The following is a 16,764-nucleotide window of genomic DNA, read 5'->3' as shown; positions in this document are numbered from 1 at the left end:
ACCCTAGAATTGCAGTGTTTTGAGTTCGGCTGAGTTTTTTTACGGTACGGGCAACAGATTTCACAGACAATGGTTGTTGGAGAGATTGATGATGAAATCAACCTGGAAGCTGATGATCTCACAATCTCTACAAACTATGACAACCAGGGACGTGTCATATCGGAAACGAATGTTCTCGGCCTCACCAGAGATTATGAATATGATGAGGATGGAAATTTAACTGCTGTAATTTTACCTGAAGTTACTCACCCCATTACCAGCCAGATGGTTCGTCCCCGTTATGAATACGAGTACGACTCATATGGAAACAGAACCGTCATCCGTGATAACATCGTACAAATCGGCTCCACAGTTTATTACGATCACGACGGGGTCACTGGGGATGACAGCCGGGAGACGGTCTTTACCTTCAATGATCTGGGGCAGCAATTGACCCGCACACTTCCATCTACAGAAACGGAATCAACGTCGTATGATTCCATTGGTCGCCAGGACCAGATGATTGATTTTGAAGGAAATATTGTTGATTATCTCTTTACGGATAACGATTTGCTGGAAGAAATAAAATATTATCTTCCAGGGAGTAATCCTGCTGTTGACGATCCAGATGAAACAGTTATGTATACCTACGATGACCAGAAAAATATCACCAGCATCATCGACGACCGGGGGACCACTTCCTATGTCCGAGATGCCGACAGCCAGTTGATTCAGATATCAACTCTGGAAGGTACTCTTAACTATGAATACGACGATTTAACACATTTGATTGACCGGGTAACAACGGGAGATCCTGCAGTAAGTATGACCAATGATACCCGTTATACCTATGACGAACTGAACCGTTTGGAAGCAGTTACCGTTTATGAACGAAACGATGTTGTGTTGAGCACTCCAGAAACAACCACATATTCTTATGATGCTATTGGAAATTTGGTGAGAATCGACCAGGCCAATGGGGTTGTTACCACGTATGAATACGACGACTTGTACCGGTTGGATTTGTTAATCCATTACGCTCCGGACAGCACACCGAACGATTTGAGTGATAACGACAAACTCTCCCAGTATGCATATACAGTTCAGGCAGATGGAAGAAAAACAGGTACTATCGAAACCCATTGGGAAAATGGGACACCTTACGTTGATACATTTACCTGGGCTTACGACAATTCAGGGCGTCTAGTAACAGAAACACTGGACAGCTATGACAACACTCTCGACTTTGAAGCAAATTACACCTACGATCTGGTCGGAAATCGACTGAAGAAACAGGTTGATATTGATCTCGATTCGGATATCGACGAGATGACAACATACACTTACAACAACGCCGATCAATTATTGACAGAATCAACGGTGATCGGGCTCGTTGACGATGGTGTGAATCTGGAAACAGATGACACAACCGCCACCTATAGCTATACAGGTACGCAACTAACTGGTAAAGAAGTCAAAGCAACATATGCCGATGAAGTGATCAGCAATACCACTAGCGAATTCAATCTGCAAGGTCGATTGAGCAAGGTGACCATCGACACCTACACGAGTGGTGTGGTCAGTAAGCAGGAGGTAACCGAGTACGAATACGATGTCAAAGGCATCAGGGTTTCCTCTCATCACACAGTCGATGAAGGTAATGACAGCACGCTCGAAGTCGACGAAATGACAACTTATTTGAATGATCCCTATAACCCGACCGGTTATTCCCAGGTTCTGGAAGAAGTAACTTACGATAATCTCGTTCAGACGGAAACGGAACGCACAATTTTTACACTTGGTTTGGATTTAATTAACCAGGTTACCTTTGATTCACTCAACTCGAATGGACTGCATGCCACATTTCTGTATGGCGGTCATGGTAGCACCCGTATTCTGACCGATTTTCTGGGGGCCATTTCCGTTTACAATAGCGTCCTGCAAATCTTCCGCTACGATGCCTACGGTCAGGCTCTCGGTTTTGATCCATCAACCTCGCTGACAAATATTCTTTACTCGGGTGAATGGTTTGATAATCGAATCCAACAACAATACCTCCGCGCCCGCTTCTACGATGCCGCTACGGGGCGATTTAACCGCCTGGATCCATTCTACGGTAATTTGAAAGATCCGCAGAGTTTGCACAAGTATCTGTATACGCACGGTGATCCCGTGAATGGGGTTGATCCAAGCGGGAATTCTTACGTTGCTATATTCGCTGTATTTAAAGCTTTTACCGCTATTACGTCTCTTTCTATTGGAGTCGAAAACATTTTAAGGTCCCACATGATGGGAAATGATAACGCGAAAACCCGGAGCTTCTATGTACAGGGACTGTTATTTGGTATTTCTCAGGGACTATCACTTGGAGCCGGAGCCGTAGCAGGAATATTAGGTGGCATAAATGGTTTTCTTATCGGAAATGCAGTTGTAGATGGTTGGATAGCAGTCTCCCTTCTTGGAGAATATTCTGCAAGAATGCAAAAAAATTACTACAGAGGCACGGGAGGGTATGAAGGAGATAATCTAATGGTCGGCCTTGTGCAAAATGTACTCAATGAATGGAATCAAACAAACCTTCAAACTAAAAAAAATGCATTATTCAACATGCATTACAGTAGTATCGTTGTTTCTGCCTGGGACATCAAGGATATGTTAGGTGAGAGAAAAGCAGAGTGGTCGCAAGATCCTGTTACTCAAGATCATAAATACTTGAAATACACGATGTCTTTCCGGAGCGCCGTATACCCTGTTGCTGAGGTGAACTACACACTTTGGGGAATGGCCAATCGATTAGCTTACGAAGACAATATATATCCGATTAGCACAAACTGGTATTCAACTTTAGGGCTGGTAGTATTTTACAAACTTATCTCAAGTCCAGCATTTCTATTTGATACTCCATTTGAAACTATCACAGGTAAGACCGCGTTTGCTGATTACGGCTGGACCGTTTTAGGAGCCTTAAACGGAAACTTAAACGGTAGAAATGTTAACTGGAATCACCTGAAAGGGGAACCACTAGAAGAGCAGATACTGAGGGCTACCCACAATAATATGTTGTACTCCGACGTTTACCTTCGGAATAAATTAAAGTTTATGTTGGGCTATCTGATTGATAATTAACACACAATTATAAGTGTCTCCCAATGAAATATTCTCGAAATAGCATAATTGTTCTTTTGATTCTTGCTTTCCCAATAGCAATTACCACATTCATCAAAGGGTGTGTCTCTTTGGTAGAAAAGAAGAATATCTACCAGGATATGAGCACTGTCGTTCAGGAGATTATCAATTACAGAAACTCACATGGAATCTTACCTGACACTCTCAATGATATTCCGAATTGGCCACCCGAACACCTCTCAAAGAGAGTTGATATTTATTACTGTAACACTCCGATACAGAAAATCGTTACTGCTACCTATAAAAAAGGGTATCCGGCTGGTATGGCTCCACAAATGAAATACGCTTTTTCAAAAAACGACACTCTCAAAGATGACCCTGGGTGGGTGAGTCTGTCTTTTTTTTATGATTCATCAGGTTATACGAAAATCATCCCTACAAATGAGAAACCTCCTCCATCCGAGTTAAAAAATACGCTGCTCAAAGAAATTAACATGTTGATCAAACGATATCAGGGTGATGACATTTACAATACGCAAAAAAGAGAACACTACACCTCAAAAAAGCAGGAACTATTAAGCACAGAATAAGCAAAGGGCGTATCGTAAAAATTTTAGCCGACGTTGAAAACGAGTAATTCCAAGTGGTTATGTTCCAGACGAACGCCGTATTTCGAACGAGATTCGTTTCGCGACCTGAGGATTGTGATCGGATTCGACGCAAAAGTGACCTTCCGAGCGCAGCGGTAGCGCGGATTGATGCAAGAATTAAGGTCTGTGAGCGAAGCGGTTTCACTCAGTGTCGCGATAGTAATACTTGAGCAGACCGCCGAGCCGTTCTCGGCATTCGATCTTACCGGCGACGCATCCAACGTGTTCACCAGGTTCAATCAGCTGATTATCGAGCCCTTGGTGATTTCGTTCGGAATGGTAGTGAGCGACGTATTCTTTCAGCGCTCGTTCGAGTGAGTGCTGACCGAAGAAGATCATCTTGTTCAGGCATTCCGATTTCAGACTTTTCATGAATCGTTCGAGATACGCATTCATGTTGGGACTTTTCGGCGGAAGCAGCACCGGTTCGATTTCAGTCTGTTCTTTCAGGAAAGAACGCAGTGGTTGAAAACAGGTATCACGATCAAGAATCAAATGCGTCGCGTTTTCGAGGAAGCCATCACTTCCCGTCAGGTCCCGTCCAACTTGAGTTACCCATTGTTTATTCGGGTTGGTAGTTATGCCTGCGATCTCGACTTTACGGGACTTCAGCTCCATCACCACCATGACGTAGAACGTCGTTAGACCGGTCTTCGTCCAGACTTCTACCGTGGTGAAATCGACGACGAAGATGGTCTCCCAATGAGCTCTGAGAAACGTCTCCCAGGATATTGAAGCAGGGCGATCGGGAGCAGGCTCGATACCATTGGCCTTCAGCACATTTCTGACAGTCGTATCGGTGATGTGAAAACCAACATTGGACAAAGCACCCTGAATTCGATCAGCTCCCCACGTGGGATTCTCTTTCGCGAACCGCAGAATCAGTTCGACGATCTCCTGTCGAACACGTGGCCGGCCAACTTGTTTCTTCTCCGACGAGTAGTCCCATTTCCGGGCAATCAACTCCCGGTGCCAACGGAGGATGGTATCGGGAGTGAAGATCGCGCCGAGTTCACTTAGCAACTTCCGACCAAGCTGCTTTTCTTTGACTGCCAGGCGACGACGCTCGTTATCGTTCAGTAGGATCCGTTTCTTGCCGACCTTTTCCCGGAGGATGCTATTTTCAGTCTTGAGGTATTCAATCGCCAGTTGCTGTTCACGATTCACCCAACTTGAAAGAGCGTAGACGAGCAGGTGCCAGGGCTGCATCACATATTCCATCTAATCAGTTACCAAAGTGAAGGGGAGGGTTACTTTGGAACTATAGCCATTCTCTGAGCCGTAGCACTCGCGAAACGTGTATCGCTGACAGTCTCCACGACAGGAGGCAACGGTTGTACTGAATGTAGCGGCGAGCGTTGTTGCCAACTCGTCTGAGAATTCATGGCGTCAGCGTCTCACAGACCCCTTGATTTGCAGTGTTTTGAGTTCGGCTGAGTTTTTTTACGGTACGGGGGTGAAGATCGCGCCGAGTTCACTTAGCAACTTCCGGCCCAGCATTTTCCCTTTGACCGCCAGGCGACGACGCTCGTTATCGTTCAACAGGACCCGTTTCTTGCCAATCTTTTTCCGGAGGATGCTATTTTCGGTCTGCAGGTAGTCAATCACGTGTTGCTGTTCACGAGTCATACAGCCGACCATGGTGAGCAGGAACAGGTACCAAAACTGCATCTGTAATTCCATCAAATCAGTTACCAAAGTGCAGGGGAGGGTTACTTTGGAACTATAGCCATTCTCTGGGCCGTAGCACTCGATGATCGGATATCGTCGTCAGTCTTCATGACCGGATACGACAGTTGTGCTGATTGTAGCGAAAGGCGTTGTTGCCAACTCGTCTGAGAATTCATGGCGTCAGTGTCTCACAGACCCCTTGATTTGCAGTGTTTCGAGTTCGGCTGAGTTTTTTTACGATACGGGATCTGTTCGACGATCTCCTGTCGAATACGAGGTCGACCAACACGTTTCTTCTTCGAAGAGTAGTCCCATTTCCTGGCAATCAACTCCCGGTGCCAGCGGAGGATGGTATCAGGAGTGAAGATGGCCTCGAGTTCACTCAATAACTTTCGACCGAGCTGTTTTCCTTTGACTGCCAAGCGACGACGCTCATTATCGTCCAGCAGGACCCGTTTATTGCCAATCTTATCCCGGAGGATGTTATTCTCCGTCTGCAGGTATTCAATCGCCAGTTGCTGTTCACGAGTCATACAACCAACCATGGTGAGCAGGAACAGATACCAAGGCTGCATCACAGTTTCCATCTATTCAGTTACCAAAGTGCAGGGGAGGGTTACTTTGGAACTCTAACCGCTGACCGTCAGTATCAACCCATGAATCAGGAATTAATGACATCTTCCTCAATCAGAAATAACGGTTGCACTGATTGTCCTGGCGAACAAAGTCAGTAGATCGTCCGAGAACAGGGGGAGCTCGTCGCTCTCAGACACCTTATTTTGTAGAGTATTAAGTTCGACTGAGTTTTTTTACGGTACGGGGTTCGATCCCATTGGCATTCAACTCGTTACGCACGGTGGTGTCCGTGATGTGAAAGCCAACATTCGCCAACACACCTTGAAGGCGAACTGCTCCACACCTCGGGTTCCCTTTCGCGAACCTCAAGCTGTATTCAATGATTCCCTGACGATCAGTTCTCGGTGCGAGCGGAGAATCGTATCGGGAGTGAAGATCGCGACGAGTTCACTTATCAGGACCCGTTTCTTACCAATCTTGTTCCGGAGGATGTGATTCTCCGTCTGCAGGTAGTCGATCACGTGTTGTTGTTCACGAGTCATACAATCGACCATAGTGAAAAGGAACAGGTAACAGGAATGCATCAGAAATTCCATCAAATCAGTTACCAAAGTGTAAGGGAAGATTACTTTGGAACTCTAACCGCTGACCGTCAGTATCACCCCATGAATCAGGAATTAATAACCTCTTCCTCAATCAGAAATTACGGTTACACTGATTTTTGTGGCGAACAACGCCAGTAGATCGTCCGAGATTAGGGGGAGCCAGTCGCTCACAAACACCTTAATTTGTAGAGTCTTAAGTTCGGCTGAGTTTTTTGCGGTACGGTCTCTCGCCGTTTCGAAATTTCGTCTTCTCTTTAGAGCGACTCGGTCGGCGACAATTGCTGCTTCCAGCCAGTCAACGTTGTCCATCATTGCCGTTGCAGTGGCGAAACAAAACTACGTGGGGCTGTGTTTCGAGATACAATAACAACTCCTAGCGGGAAGATATTCAGATTCACATTAAGCACGAGTCGCTAAGTTTGCATGCGTATTCAATTCTGTTTGCTCTCATTCTAGCTTCGATAGCCGAACCATAACGCGATTGCAACAATGATACCCACAATCGAGCCGGGAATAATCAGCGATATTCCATCTCGTGATCGCGTGTATCGATAGTTCATCGTACCTTCGGCTAACGTAATGTCCGAGATGCTTTTGAGCAATTCAGCCCGCGTGACTTTAGCAGAAGTAAACTTTGGTTTCTCGGACAAGGCGTAGACCGTGATGTGGTATTTCTTGACGCCCGGTCCCTTCGATCTCATTGGATCGTATTCTTGATGCCCCTTGTCGTTGTAACCTGCCGTACCAATACCCTGCGTGTTCTTCGGGAGGCTCGTGACATCAGCGGGGATGTCGTAGAGTACCCAGTAAGATTTTACGTCTCCGGTGCCGGGCACATGCCACAGGTTGAGCGCATAGCATTGAGTTCCCGGTGGCCCTGACGTCCACACAACTGGCGGCGATTGCCCGATTCCATCTCCAGTGAACTCAACAGGCATCTCTTCGCCTGCAGCAAAGGCTGGACTGGAGACGGTCAACTGAGGCAGATTGGATGCCTGGCCTTCGTTGGAGTTAACATCGGTTCCAGATGTATTGGATTGCGGCAAGAACGGCTTGCCCATGCGACTGCGATAAGATTCCTTTCGAGTTTCTCTGTCCGGTTCCTGAAACGTAAAGTCAACTCCGCCATCATCCTTGACCACATAAGTGATCGTCCCTTTGCGTCCTGAAACGTCGTACTCGAGTTTAAAACGATTGTCGGTTCTGTTGAAGCCAGTGATCTTTGCATCGCGTAGTGGTCGTAAGTCAGGTCGAATCGGTTCGGCACGCGGCTGCGGATCCACTTGACCACCGCGTTCGGTCACTTCGCCATAGAAACCACCATTCAAATAGGGATAGGTTTTCTGTGCATGATAGTGGTAGTTGCCCGCAGCATCTTTGTGGCCACCCAGATTGTCGAGCGGAGCGAAATCCGTCGCATTCTCGTCTTGAAATCCAAAAATCGGATAGCCGTCCAAGGCGTAGGCAAGCGGGTTGTCTTTGCCTGTCATTGTTTCAAGATGAGTGGGTGCGATGTGGTAGTGGTAATCGTCAGCGCGACCGCAGTGTCCCCCGTACTCATCCAGTTCGCCGAACAAAAATGCGTCGTCGCCACGATTATTCAAGGGATTGAAGATTGGCACACCATTAACAGCCAAGGCGATCGCTCCACGCAAGAAGTTGTTCTTGGTGGACATCGGATTCTTCGCAGGAACAGGATGCAACGGGATACGCCATGCGTTGTCACCAAGATATTTTTGCGGGATCGGAACTTGCTGTTGCCATGAGCGAATGCCGATCATCATGGGGTGGTCCGGAAAGCCATTAGAGCCAACGTAGAAATAATCTTGATCCCAACGAAGCTGTAGTACCTTCTCGAAAGGCTTGAAGTGCTCGCCGATGGATGGCATCGTCTTGTCAACCGCAGTGTTCCCGTTGTTTCCTTCCTCTGATTGGTTGAACATGACAAGCCGGATCTCCTGTTGCTGATTGAGACGATTAATTTCTTCAAGTCGAGACTTGATCCAAGCTTGGTCAGAATCGATCAGGCGATTGACCGCGATATGAGTGAGCTGGTTATCATCCTTACGAATTTGGACTTGGTCTTCTGTCGCTGAGACAAACGATCCATGCAAATGCGAACCTTCAGCGGCGAGCGACCAAGTCCGCGAGGCTTGGGAAACTCTTGAATTGTCTTGATGTCCACCCTCGTGTGCAGACAGGTTGGTTATTGCTGTAAAGAGCAACAGGCTCCCAATGATTGGAGCTAGGAAATGAACGTTCATGAAATTGGTATCTTCGTTGTAGAGTTTTTGAATAGCATGATCATTTTTGTTTTCTAGGTGGAGCGTCGGGTATGATGTTGTTCAGGTTTGAATAGTCAACGCGAGATTTGCCATCCGGCGGAGCGGCAACGAATTTCCGAAATACGACTGTATTGTCGAGTTCGATATCGTCAGTCCAAACGAACTTCGCCCCCTTGAAATCATGTTCAAAGAATGGATCCTTCGGGTCCACTTGAGCCTGCGTATACTCCTTAGCGTTCGCCCAGGAACTGTCATTAAAGTCGATTGCGTACCAATTCTCGGGAATCGGCATATTTTCGACCCGCGGGTTCTTGCTATCGTGATCAATCGGTCCGCGAGAAAACACCTGTGCTTTCCAACTTGCGTTGGTTACCGTGCCATCACCAAATTTCAAAATAAAACCGGCATCACCGATGTTGGTATTGGCGTATTCCATCCCTGTTTTGGCATCTGCATTGTCTTTCGCCATAACGGCAATCGTCATCGGATAAGCTGGCAGGATATCAACCGAGATGACGTTGTGTGGGATGAAATCAATCGAATCGACTGCGATGAGTTCGCCATTGATATACAAGATGAACCAATTGTCAGCGTAGATATTCGCTTGCACGGTGTCTTTCATTTGTGGCTTACTATTCTTGCCTAGAGTGGAAGACTGGCTGTACGCGGGTTGCGTCCATACATGTCTTGCGAATATCGCCGTGCAAACAATAGCGATGCTCACGATTGCGATAACAACTGATCGTTTAAATGTCATTTCTAATTACTCGAATTCCACGATGCGTTTGGGGTCGTGATGGGATTGATGATCGAAATAGTTGACGGGGAGCGTTCGTTCGTCGATTAAAGTCATTTTCAACGAGACGTTTTCAGGCCCGTAGGGCATATCGACGAATCGCATTTGACGAATTTGACCAGTGGAATCGTTGTACATGATTTCAATTTGGACAGGCCCAAGGAATCCTGGTTTCTTAACAGCCACCATTCGTCTATTCGATTCAGCATCTGGCTCGATGTCTGATTCACTGCTTTCCACTGGCAACACTTTCAGATCATAGGCTTTGTGTAATGCATCGAGTCCATCTTGAAGATTATTGATTGGCAAGGATCGCTCATGTCCAGGCAGATCTCGATTGAATCGCGTCAGATCATCGCTGTAGCGAACCGGCCCGTCCGGTCGTACTGCCCAGCTCGTGACTCCATTGCTTCCCGTGATAAAGAACTCACCCGGATCGACGATTCGCTTGAGCACGAACTCATTCGAGCCACGAACATCGAGAATGGCATTATCAAGAGACGGCTTGGCTGGACGTCCATGCTCGGGTGATTTACGTTCTCGCTCTCCCTCAGGAACAACTGTCTTCTCCACAGAAAGTAAAAACCTGCGATCCAAAGAATGGCGATTGGCCTCGATAATTCGGTTTAGTTCAGTTACTGCAGCCGACGCCGAGGAAGTCCCCAGGCTATGCCAGAGAAGGAAGGCGCCGAGGAACACAAGGCATGCCGTCGTCGTCCAAGTAACAGGCCAACGCACCCAACTATTGGCATGAATTTTAGACAACGAGACCACGCTCAGTTCATAGCATTCTTGATTCACCAGTTCTTCCTGAATTTTGAACTGATTGCGCAGTCTGTCATGCAGCATTAAGTCAGAGGCAAATTGCCGAGCATGCAGTACATCTGATTTGATCCAATGACTAAGCCGCTGCAGTTCTTTACTTGATAGAGAACCGTCGAAGTATCCATCGATCAAATCTTGAATATCTGGGCTCATTGAGTAGCCTCCACATTTTTTCGCTCAAGACATTCTCTCAATCGGTCGCGAATTCGTTGCAACGCCTTGGCGACAGAGTTAGCGGACATCTCGACGCGTAAAGCAATCGCGGCAGGTTTCATATCTTGCTGATATCGCAACTCGAGCAATCGATGCGATCGGCTCTCCAAAGTACCAAGGCAGTCATATAAGAAGTCAAATTGCGTTGATTTCTCATACTCAACGTCCTGAATTGCAATTGCGAGACAAGTGACCGTATCGTCGTCAAATACCAACAGATCGCGACGCCGGCTTCGCAAATACATCCCTACTTGATTACGAGCCACTCCGATCGCCCAGGGGACAAACGGATAGTCAGGATCGTAAGAGTCGAATGACTCAATCACAGCCACGGCGACATCCTGTAGCACATCATCGCGATCACCAAAATCTCGAACCACAGACGTAACGAATGCCGAAACTGCTGGCTGAGCCAGTGTCCATTGTCGAGCTGCTTGCCGGGTCGTTTCGTCCATACATTGCTCCACTTAAAGAAGAAGATCGTATATCTTTACTTATCCGAACGATCCATTTCATGACCACATTTTTCAGATTTGTCAGAAAATATGAATTTCCGGCGCACTAATTCCATGAATGGGGTCGTTCGCGTTGTGGATCCGTTGCCGTGAACCTCGGTTTCCCTAGGCATGCCCAATTGACCTGCTCTTCAGCAACTACGAAGCACTCGTCCCCTGAAGAGTTGCCGAACTTCAACGTGATTCGCCGGACATGTGCCCCGACTGTTAGACGCACTCCAACCGAAGTCATGTCGGATGGACAGCTCTCGGTAGGTTGGAATCTGCGTCAATTTCACGAAGTGAGATTCATGTCAGCAAATAGCTGCTGTCCAGATACGCTCAGTCACATTCGGGCGTCGAGGCTCGCATTGTGTCACCCAATAGCGGGTCAATGGAGCATGACGCCGTATCGTGAAAATATTTAGCCGAACTGAAAACACTGCAGAATAAGGGTTCTGCGAAACACCGTCCGCTCCTATTTTCAAGCGAGCTTCTCCCATTGCACGCCGACACAATCGGTTTAACCATTGTTTCGGTCGCATAAAATGGCATCAATTCCTGGTCCTGAACCCTGAATTGTATATCAGGATCTGGGCTCAATTAAAGGGGGCTGGTCAGCCCCAAATCTCGTCAACATTCGGATATCGAAGAGGCCAAACGATACTGGAAGGACTTCAAGCAGCGTAAGGCGAAGATGAAGGCTGCAGAGAAAGCCAAGCTGAACACGCAATCAAAGAAGTGACCTGCCCCCATGAATGACACCAGTCACATGACTTAGTGTTCGACTGTATCAGGGGACAGCTCTATCCGCCTGCGTGAGCGTAGCGATGCAGGCGGATAGAGCTGTTTTGTTTCCGGTACCGGAGCTCGATAGCCCAGGGAACTGTGTGGTCGGATCGAGTTGTATTCTTTTCGCCAACGCTCGATCAACACTTTCGCTTCCAATAACGTATCGAAGATCTCGCCATCAAGCAATTCGTCTCGAAGCTTGCCGTTGAACGATTCAATGTAACCGTTCTCCCAAGGGCTCCCGGGCTCGATGAACAAGGTCTTTACTTCCACCTTCTGAAGCCACTCACGAACTCGTTCGGCGGTGAATTCCGGTCCGTTGTCACTCCGAATATGATCAGGCACCCCACGTCTGACAAACAGGTCACTGAGACGTTCCAGTACGTGTTCGCTGTTGAGTCTGCGTTCCACATCAATCGACAGGCATTCCCGCGTGTACTCATCCAGGAGATTCAACATCCGGAATGCACGACCATCGTGCGTGCGGCAATGGACAAAATCGTAACTCCAGACATGGTTCTGATATCCTGAACGAAGCCGGACACAGGATCCGTCGTTAAACCACAAGCGTCGTCGTTTAGGCTGTTTAGGAGGGACTTTTAACCCTTCCTGTCTCCAGAGCCGTTCGATGCGTTTATGATTCACCTTCCACCCTTTCCGGCGGAGTAGTTCTGTTACACGACGATAGCCATAGCGGCCATACTGTGTTGCCAGTTCCACCATCTCCCGAATCAGTCTCGGTTCGTCAGTAGGAACAGCCCGCTTTCTCCGTTGAGTCGTGCGAGACTGTCCCAGTACGCGACAGGCCCGGCGTTCTGACACCCGGTCCTGTCCTAAAGCATCCCGTACGAAGTTCACCGCCTTGCTCCGTTTCGCAGGGCTCAGAAGTTTCCCGAGGCAGCTTCCTTCAAGATCGCTTTGTCGAGCTCGGATTCAGCCAATAGTTTCTTGAGGCGTGAATTCTCTTTCTCCAGTTCTTTCAAACGCTTCGCTTGATCCATTCGCAGTCCGCCGTATTCCCGACGCCATTTGTAATAGGTCTGCTGGTGAATGCCGAGCTTTTTGCACATCAGCGGGATAGTCATCCCCTGAGAGAGATGGACCTCCGCTTCCCGGAGCATGGTGATGATCTGTTCGGATGAATGTCGTTTTGCGGGCATGAGGGCCTCCTTTTCTGATCCAGAACCCTGAATTGTATATCAGGATCTGGACTCGGTTAAAGGGGGCAGGTCACTATGATGCTAAAGGGCGTTTAACAGACACTACTTCTACGCGGAACGATAATGGTTATTTGCTGGATATTACAGCTTCCTATGTTTACGATTCCAGTGATGAACGGATTCGAAGTGACAAGACTGTTAGTGTTGATGGAGGAACGCCTGTCACGACATCTGTCTCTTATCTGATAGGTCATTTTAACCCCACAGGCCATTCCCAGGTGCTGGAAGAACGGGATGTCACTACGATGGATCCCATTCGGACTTTTAGCTACGGATTAAATGTATTGGCTCAACACGATACTGGTGCGGGAACAGTGTCAGAGTTCTTTTTGTCCGACGTACGCGGATCGACGCGTCTGCTGGTCGAAGAGTCATTGAACATAGCGGAAACGTACTCTTATGACGCGTATGGGAGCCCGATTGGCTTCACGCAAACGGCTAATACAACGGATGCAACTCAAACAGACCGATTGTTCACAGGTGAGTATTTCGACACCTCATTGGATATGGAGTATTTACGTGCAAGATACTACGACACTAATGTAGGAAGATTTTTCGCACTTGATCCATACCAAGGCGACAAACTTACTCCAAGTACGCTTCATCGATATTCGTATGCAAAGAACGACCCAATTCATTATGGAGATCCGAGCGGGAAAATATTTGTGGCTTTTGATGGAACAGGAAATCATGATGGTCCAACAAACTCAGATGGCTCAACAAATTACATGACAAACGTGTGGAAAATATGGAAGGATTATAGTCTATCAGGTGATGCTGTTGCCAATCGATATTTCCGTGGAGTTGGCAATCCTTTAGATGATGATGCATGGGGACCCGATGAGCTTCTTGGGGGAGGATTGGGGCATGGGTATCGCAGAATTATCGATCGTGGTTTAGATTTTGTGGAAGATGCGCTTTCGCCCTGGGGAGCACAACAAAATATTATTGCGATTGGCTTCAGTAGGGGAGCAATGCAAACATTAGATTTTGCGCACGAACTTTTGAAGAACAGGGGAATTATAAATCCGATTAAATTCATGGGACTATTTGATGTCGTTGGCTCATTAGATCCAGGCAACCCAGTCAATCCCGGGGTAGATTTATCTCTGGCTGCAAATGTTCAAACTGCCTACCACGCAATGGCATTTGATGAAAATAGAAATTTCTTTCCAGCGACAAATGTGGCTTCATCACGTATATACCAACGACTGTTCCGTGGTGTTCACTCGGACATAGGTGGAGGTTGGGATGACACCTCTTTAACACAACAAGATTTCACGCGAAAATGGATGAGAGAAATGCTGCGGAAAAGCGGGATAATTTTAGCAAACAATTATCCTGGATCTGAAGATGGCAGGGCTATTATCAACCAAAACCTCCCTAAGTGGGCGAAATCGTATCGAGGTGGATTTGGCCCGACAAATTATAATAGACCTACCATTCAGCAAGGACTATCTTGGACATTGCCGCTATATACGTTCCTGGATTGGATTGACAATAAACAGATGGCCGAGCTCCGAACAGGCGTCAGCGATCCGACAATCGCCTTAGGACGACCAGTGTTTAACATCCCGATGCACCCGAGTAGAGTGAAGCTTATAATTGGGCCGGTTTCCCAGAATGAATTTGGACCTGCAACCAGTCTTTTAGCAAGGGTTAAGCAGTATCAAGCTTTATTAACATATGAGCAATTCATGAGTAATTCGTGATCGTGCCGATGACACATGGAGAAAACTATCCCATAATTCTGCTGAAAACAGAAATGAGATCAGTGGGACTGAAACTTTGAAATTCGAATTCAATAAAAGGGATTCAAGAAGAGAAAGCAGTACTCTGCTATTTTTGCATGGAGCGGTAACTATCTTTGAGGCGATTTGTAAGAATTGTTTTGAGAAGGTCATTCTAAGATGAAATTCAACATCAATACGCAATGTGGTCATGGACAAATATGTTTAGTGATGTTCCTTATGTTTATTCTCGAGGGATGTCATGAACCTCAATCTCCTTCACAAATAAATACAGTTGCAGAAACAGAGCCAAAGAATCTCTTAAAAACGTCCATAGTAGGTGTGTTATATGATTTCGAGTGTAAAGATCGAACTGGAAGCAAATTATATGGCGAGCATGAAATAGTTTGTGAATGGGGGCAAGAAATCTTGTATTGCGGAGGCAATACAAGCTTTGGAAGTTACAGCGAACCTTGGCCTACAGAAGTAACTTTTAAGTGGATGACTCATGACAAAGTCCCCACTGGCAAAGTTGTCTCAAAAAAACTGCCTTCGGTTTCACTTGAAAGATGGAAGAATGTGTATGTCGTATGCATTCTCTTTTTGCCTGAAGATAAGATAGCCATAAAAGAGTTTACAAAAAAAGAGTATGATGACAAACAGGCAATACCCAATTTCTGGTCTCAAAACCAGCCAACCTATTCTGTCGGTGTGAAAAACAATACCAAACAAGATATAACCGATCTTACACTCCGTTTTGGCAAGTATTATATTTTCCAAGAAACAATAGCTCCCTTACGCGCACCAAATCAGTCAAATCCAACTGGCTGGAAAGGAAAGCATTATTTTCCATTTCCAGTTACTGACACAGCAGTCCTTTCTTGGACTACTGCTGAAAGCAAGGTTCATGAAAAGACAATCAAGATGAATGAAACATTGCCTAAGGACCTAAATGGACAAACACTCGGTTTCATTATCAATCCTGATAATTCAGTGAAGTTTCAGGTTAAGCCTTCTAGTGAATTTCAAAAGTGGGGAAATGAAAGGTACATATGGGACAAATCAAAGTAAGAAACTGGTGCATCTTAGAAATATTCAGCCGACTATACGTACGCGTATCGTAAAAATATTCTGTCGATGTTGAAAACGAATGATTCCAATTGGTTATGTTTCAGACGAACGACTGATTTCGAACGAGATTCGTTTCGCGACCTGAAGATTGTTGTCAGATTCAATGCGAAAATAACCTTCCGAGCGCAACGGTAGCGGAAAACCACAACACGAGGATCGGCATTTTATTGTGGTAGTTATTTCGGAAGACACAGCCGTCCAGCTTGCATCTGAGTTTGCAACCAACCAGGGCGAGACTGTAATGGGCTGTAAACGTGTAGTTCATTTATCCAAAGAAGATTACGAAAGGGAGATGGGAAGCCCCCGTTCTAAAGGGAATTATCTAGTCAAGTTGGAGGTAGTAATTCCATATTGCCCTGCAAAGTCGGCGGATTTATTAACCATTAAAGTTAATGATATAACAGGAACAGCGGAAATCCTCTATTCCATATGAAATCGGGCTGTATTTCTGATTCCATGACAACTCCAACATGATGTTCGACAACAACTTCGAATCGTAAAAATATTCATACGACGTTGAAACCGAGTGATTTCAAGTGGTTATGCTGCAGACGAGCGATGGTTTACGGACGAAATTCGTTTCACTGCTCGTAGCTGATTGTCAGATTCAATGCGAAAATGACCGTCCGAGCGCAACGGTAGCGGGAAATCACAACACGAGGATCGACATC

General features: G+C 46.5%; 13 protein-coding genes. 4 read left to right on the top strand and 9 right to left on the bottom strand.

Annotated elements, in window-relative coordinates; translation table 11 throughout:
• Nucleotides 1-69 precede the first annotated feature (69 nt).
• Both Pla110_RS20565 and Pla110_RS20560 read left to right on the top strand, forming a co-directional pair.
• Nucleotides 70-3,105, top strand: coding sequence for an RHS repeat domain-containing protein (locus Pla110_RS20565; RefSeq protein ID WP_144998763.1), 3,036 nt, complete (start codon nt 70-72; stop codon nt 3,103-3,105).
• A 23-nt stretch (nt 3,106-3,128) separates the two neighbouring features.
• Complete coding sequence (locus tag Pla110_RS20560; protein WP_144998761.1) at nt 3,129-3,695, top strand: hypothetical protein; 567 nt, start codon at nt 3,129-3,131, stop codon at nt 3,693-3,695.
• A gap of 201 nt (nt 3,696-3,896) precedes the next feature.
• Here Pla110_RS20560 and Pla110_RS20555 read toward each other — a convergent pair whose 3' ends face one another.
• From Pla110_RS20555 to Pla110_RS20515, 9 genes are all read right to left on the bottom strand, one after another.
• Complete coding sequence (locus tag Pla110_RS20555) at nt 3,897-4,964, bottom strand: integrase core domain-containing protein (RefSeq protein ID WP_144998759.1); 1,068 nt, start codon at nt 4,962-4,964, stop codon at nt 3,897-3,899.
• Between the two features lie 234 nt (nt 4,965-5,198).
• The gene (locus tag Pla110_RS20550) at nt 5,199-5,426 is read right to left on the bottom strand and encodes a hypothetical protein (RefSeq protein WP_144998757.1); all 228 of its coding nucleotides are present in this window, start codon (nt 5,424-5,426) and stop codon (nt 5,199-5,201) included.
• A gap of 188 nt (nt 5,427-5,614) precedes the next feature.
• Nucleotides 5,615-6,001, bottom strand: a complete 387-nt coding sequence (locus Pla110_RS20545; protein ID WP_144998755.1) for a hypothetical protein — start codon at nt 5,999-6,001, stop codon at nt 5,615-5,617.
• Between the two features lie 366 nt (nt 6,002-6,367).
• Nucleotides 6,368-6,586: a hypothetical protein gene (locus tag Pla110_RS20540; RefSeq protein WP_144998753.1), complete on the bottom strand. Its 219-nt coding sequence runs from the start codon at nt 6,584-6,586 to the stop codon at nt 6,368-6,370.
• Nucleotides 6,587-7,059: 473 nt separating this feature from the next.
• Nucleotides 7,060-8,871, bottom strand: a complete 1,812-nt coding sequence (locus tag Pla110_RS20535; RefSeq protein WP_144998751.1) for a YHYH protein — start codon at nt 8,869-8,871, stop codon at nt 7,060-7,062.
• Between the two features lie 40 nt (nt 8,872-8,911).
• The gene (locus tag Pla110_RS20530; protein ID WP_144998749.1) at nt 8,912-9,649 is read right to left on the bottom strand and encodes a hypothetical protein; all 738 of its coding nucleotides are present in this window, start codon (nt 9,647-9,649) and stop codon (nt 8,912-8,914) included.
• Between the two features lie 6 nt (nt 9,650-9,655).
• A complete protein-coding gene (locus tag Pla110_RS20525) occupies nt 9,656-10,666 on the bottom strand; it encodes a hypothetical protein (RefSeq protein WP_144998747.1) in 1,011 nt (336 codons plus the stop codon).
• Nucleotides 10,663-11,181: a sigma-70 family RNA polymerase sigma factor gene (locus Pla110_RS20520; protein WP_144998745.1), complete on the bottom strand. Its 519-nt coding sequence runs from the start codon at nt 11,179-11,181 to the stop codon at nt 10,663-10,665. Before Pla110_RS20520 ends, Pla110_RS20525 begins: the two co-directional genes overlap by 4 nt.
• 816 nt (nt 11,182-11,997) lie before the next feature.
• Nucleotides 11,998-13,172, bottom strand: a protein-coding gene (locus tag Pla110_RS20515; protein WP_231742718.1) for an IS3 family transposase whose coding sequence is annotated in 2 segments (ribosomal slippage) — nt 11,998-12,908 and nt 12,908-13,172 — 1,176 coding nt in all. Because the reading frame shifts where the segments join, the coding sequence is not laid out codon by codon here.
• Nucleotides 13,173-13,204: 32 nt separating this feature from the next.
• Here Pla110_RS20515 and Pla110_RS20510 point away from each other — a divergent pair.
• Both Pla110_RS20510 and Pla110_RS20505 read left to right on the top strand, forming a co-directional pair.
• Nucleotides 13,205-14,944 carry a phospholipase effector Tle1 domain-containing protein gene (locus Pla110_RS20510; RefSeq protein WP_231742716.1) on the top strand — a complete coding sequence of 580 codons (1,740 nt, stop codon included), beginning with the start codon at nt 13,205-13,207 and terminating at the stop codon, nt 14,942-14,944.
• Nucleotides 14,945-15,142: 198 nt separating this feature from the next.
• Nucleotides 15,143-16,033 (top strand): hypothetical protein, encoded by an 891-nt coding sequence (locus tag Pla110_RS20505; protein WP_144998741.1) that lies wholly within the window; start codon nt 15,143-15,145, stop codon nt 16,031-16,033.
• The last annotated feature ends 731 nt before the right edge of the window (nt 16,034-16,764 follow it).

This window comes from Polystyrenella longa (assembly GCF_007750395.1).
In the GTDB taxonomy this organism is placed as follows: domain Bacteria; phylum Planctomycetota; class Planctomycetia; order Planctomycetales; family Planctomycetaceae; genus Polystyrenella; species Polystyrenella longa.
This window is presented reverse-complemented; position numbering and strand designations above follow the sequence as displayed.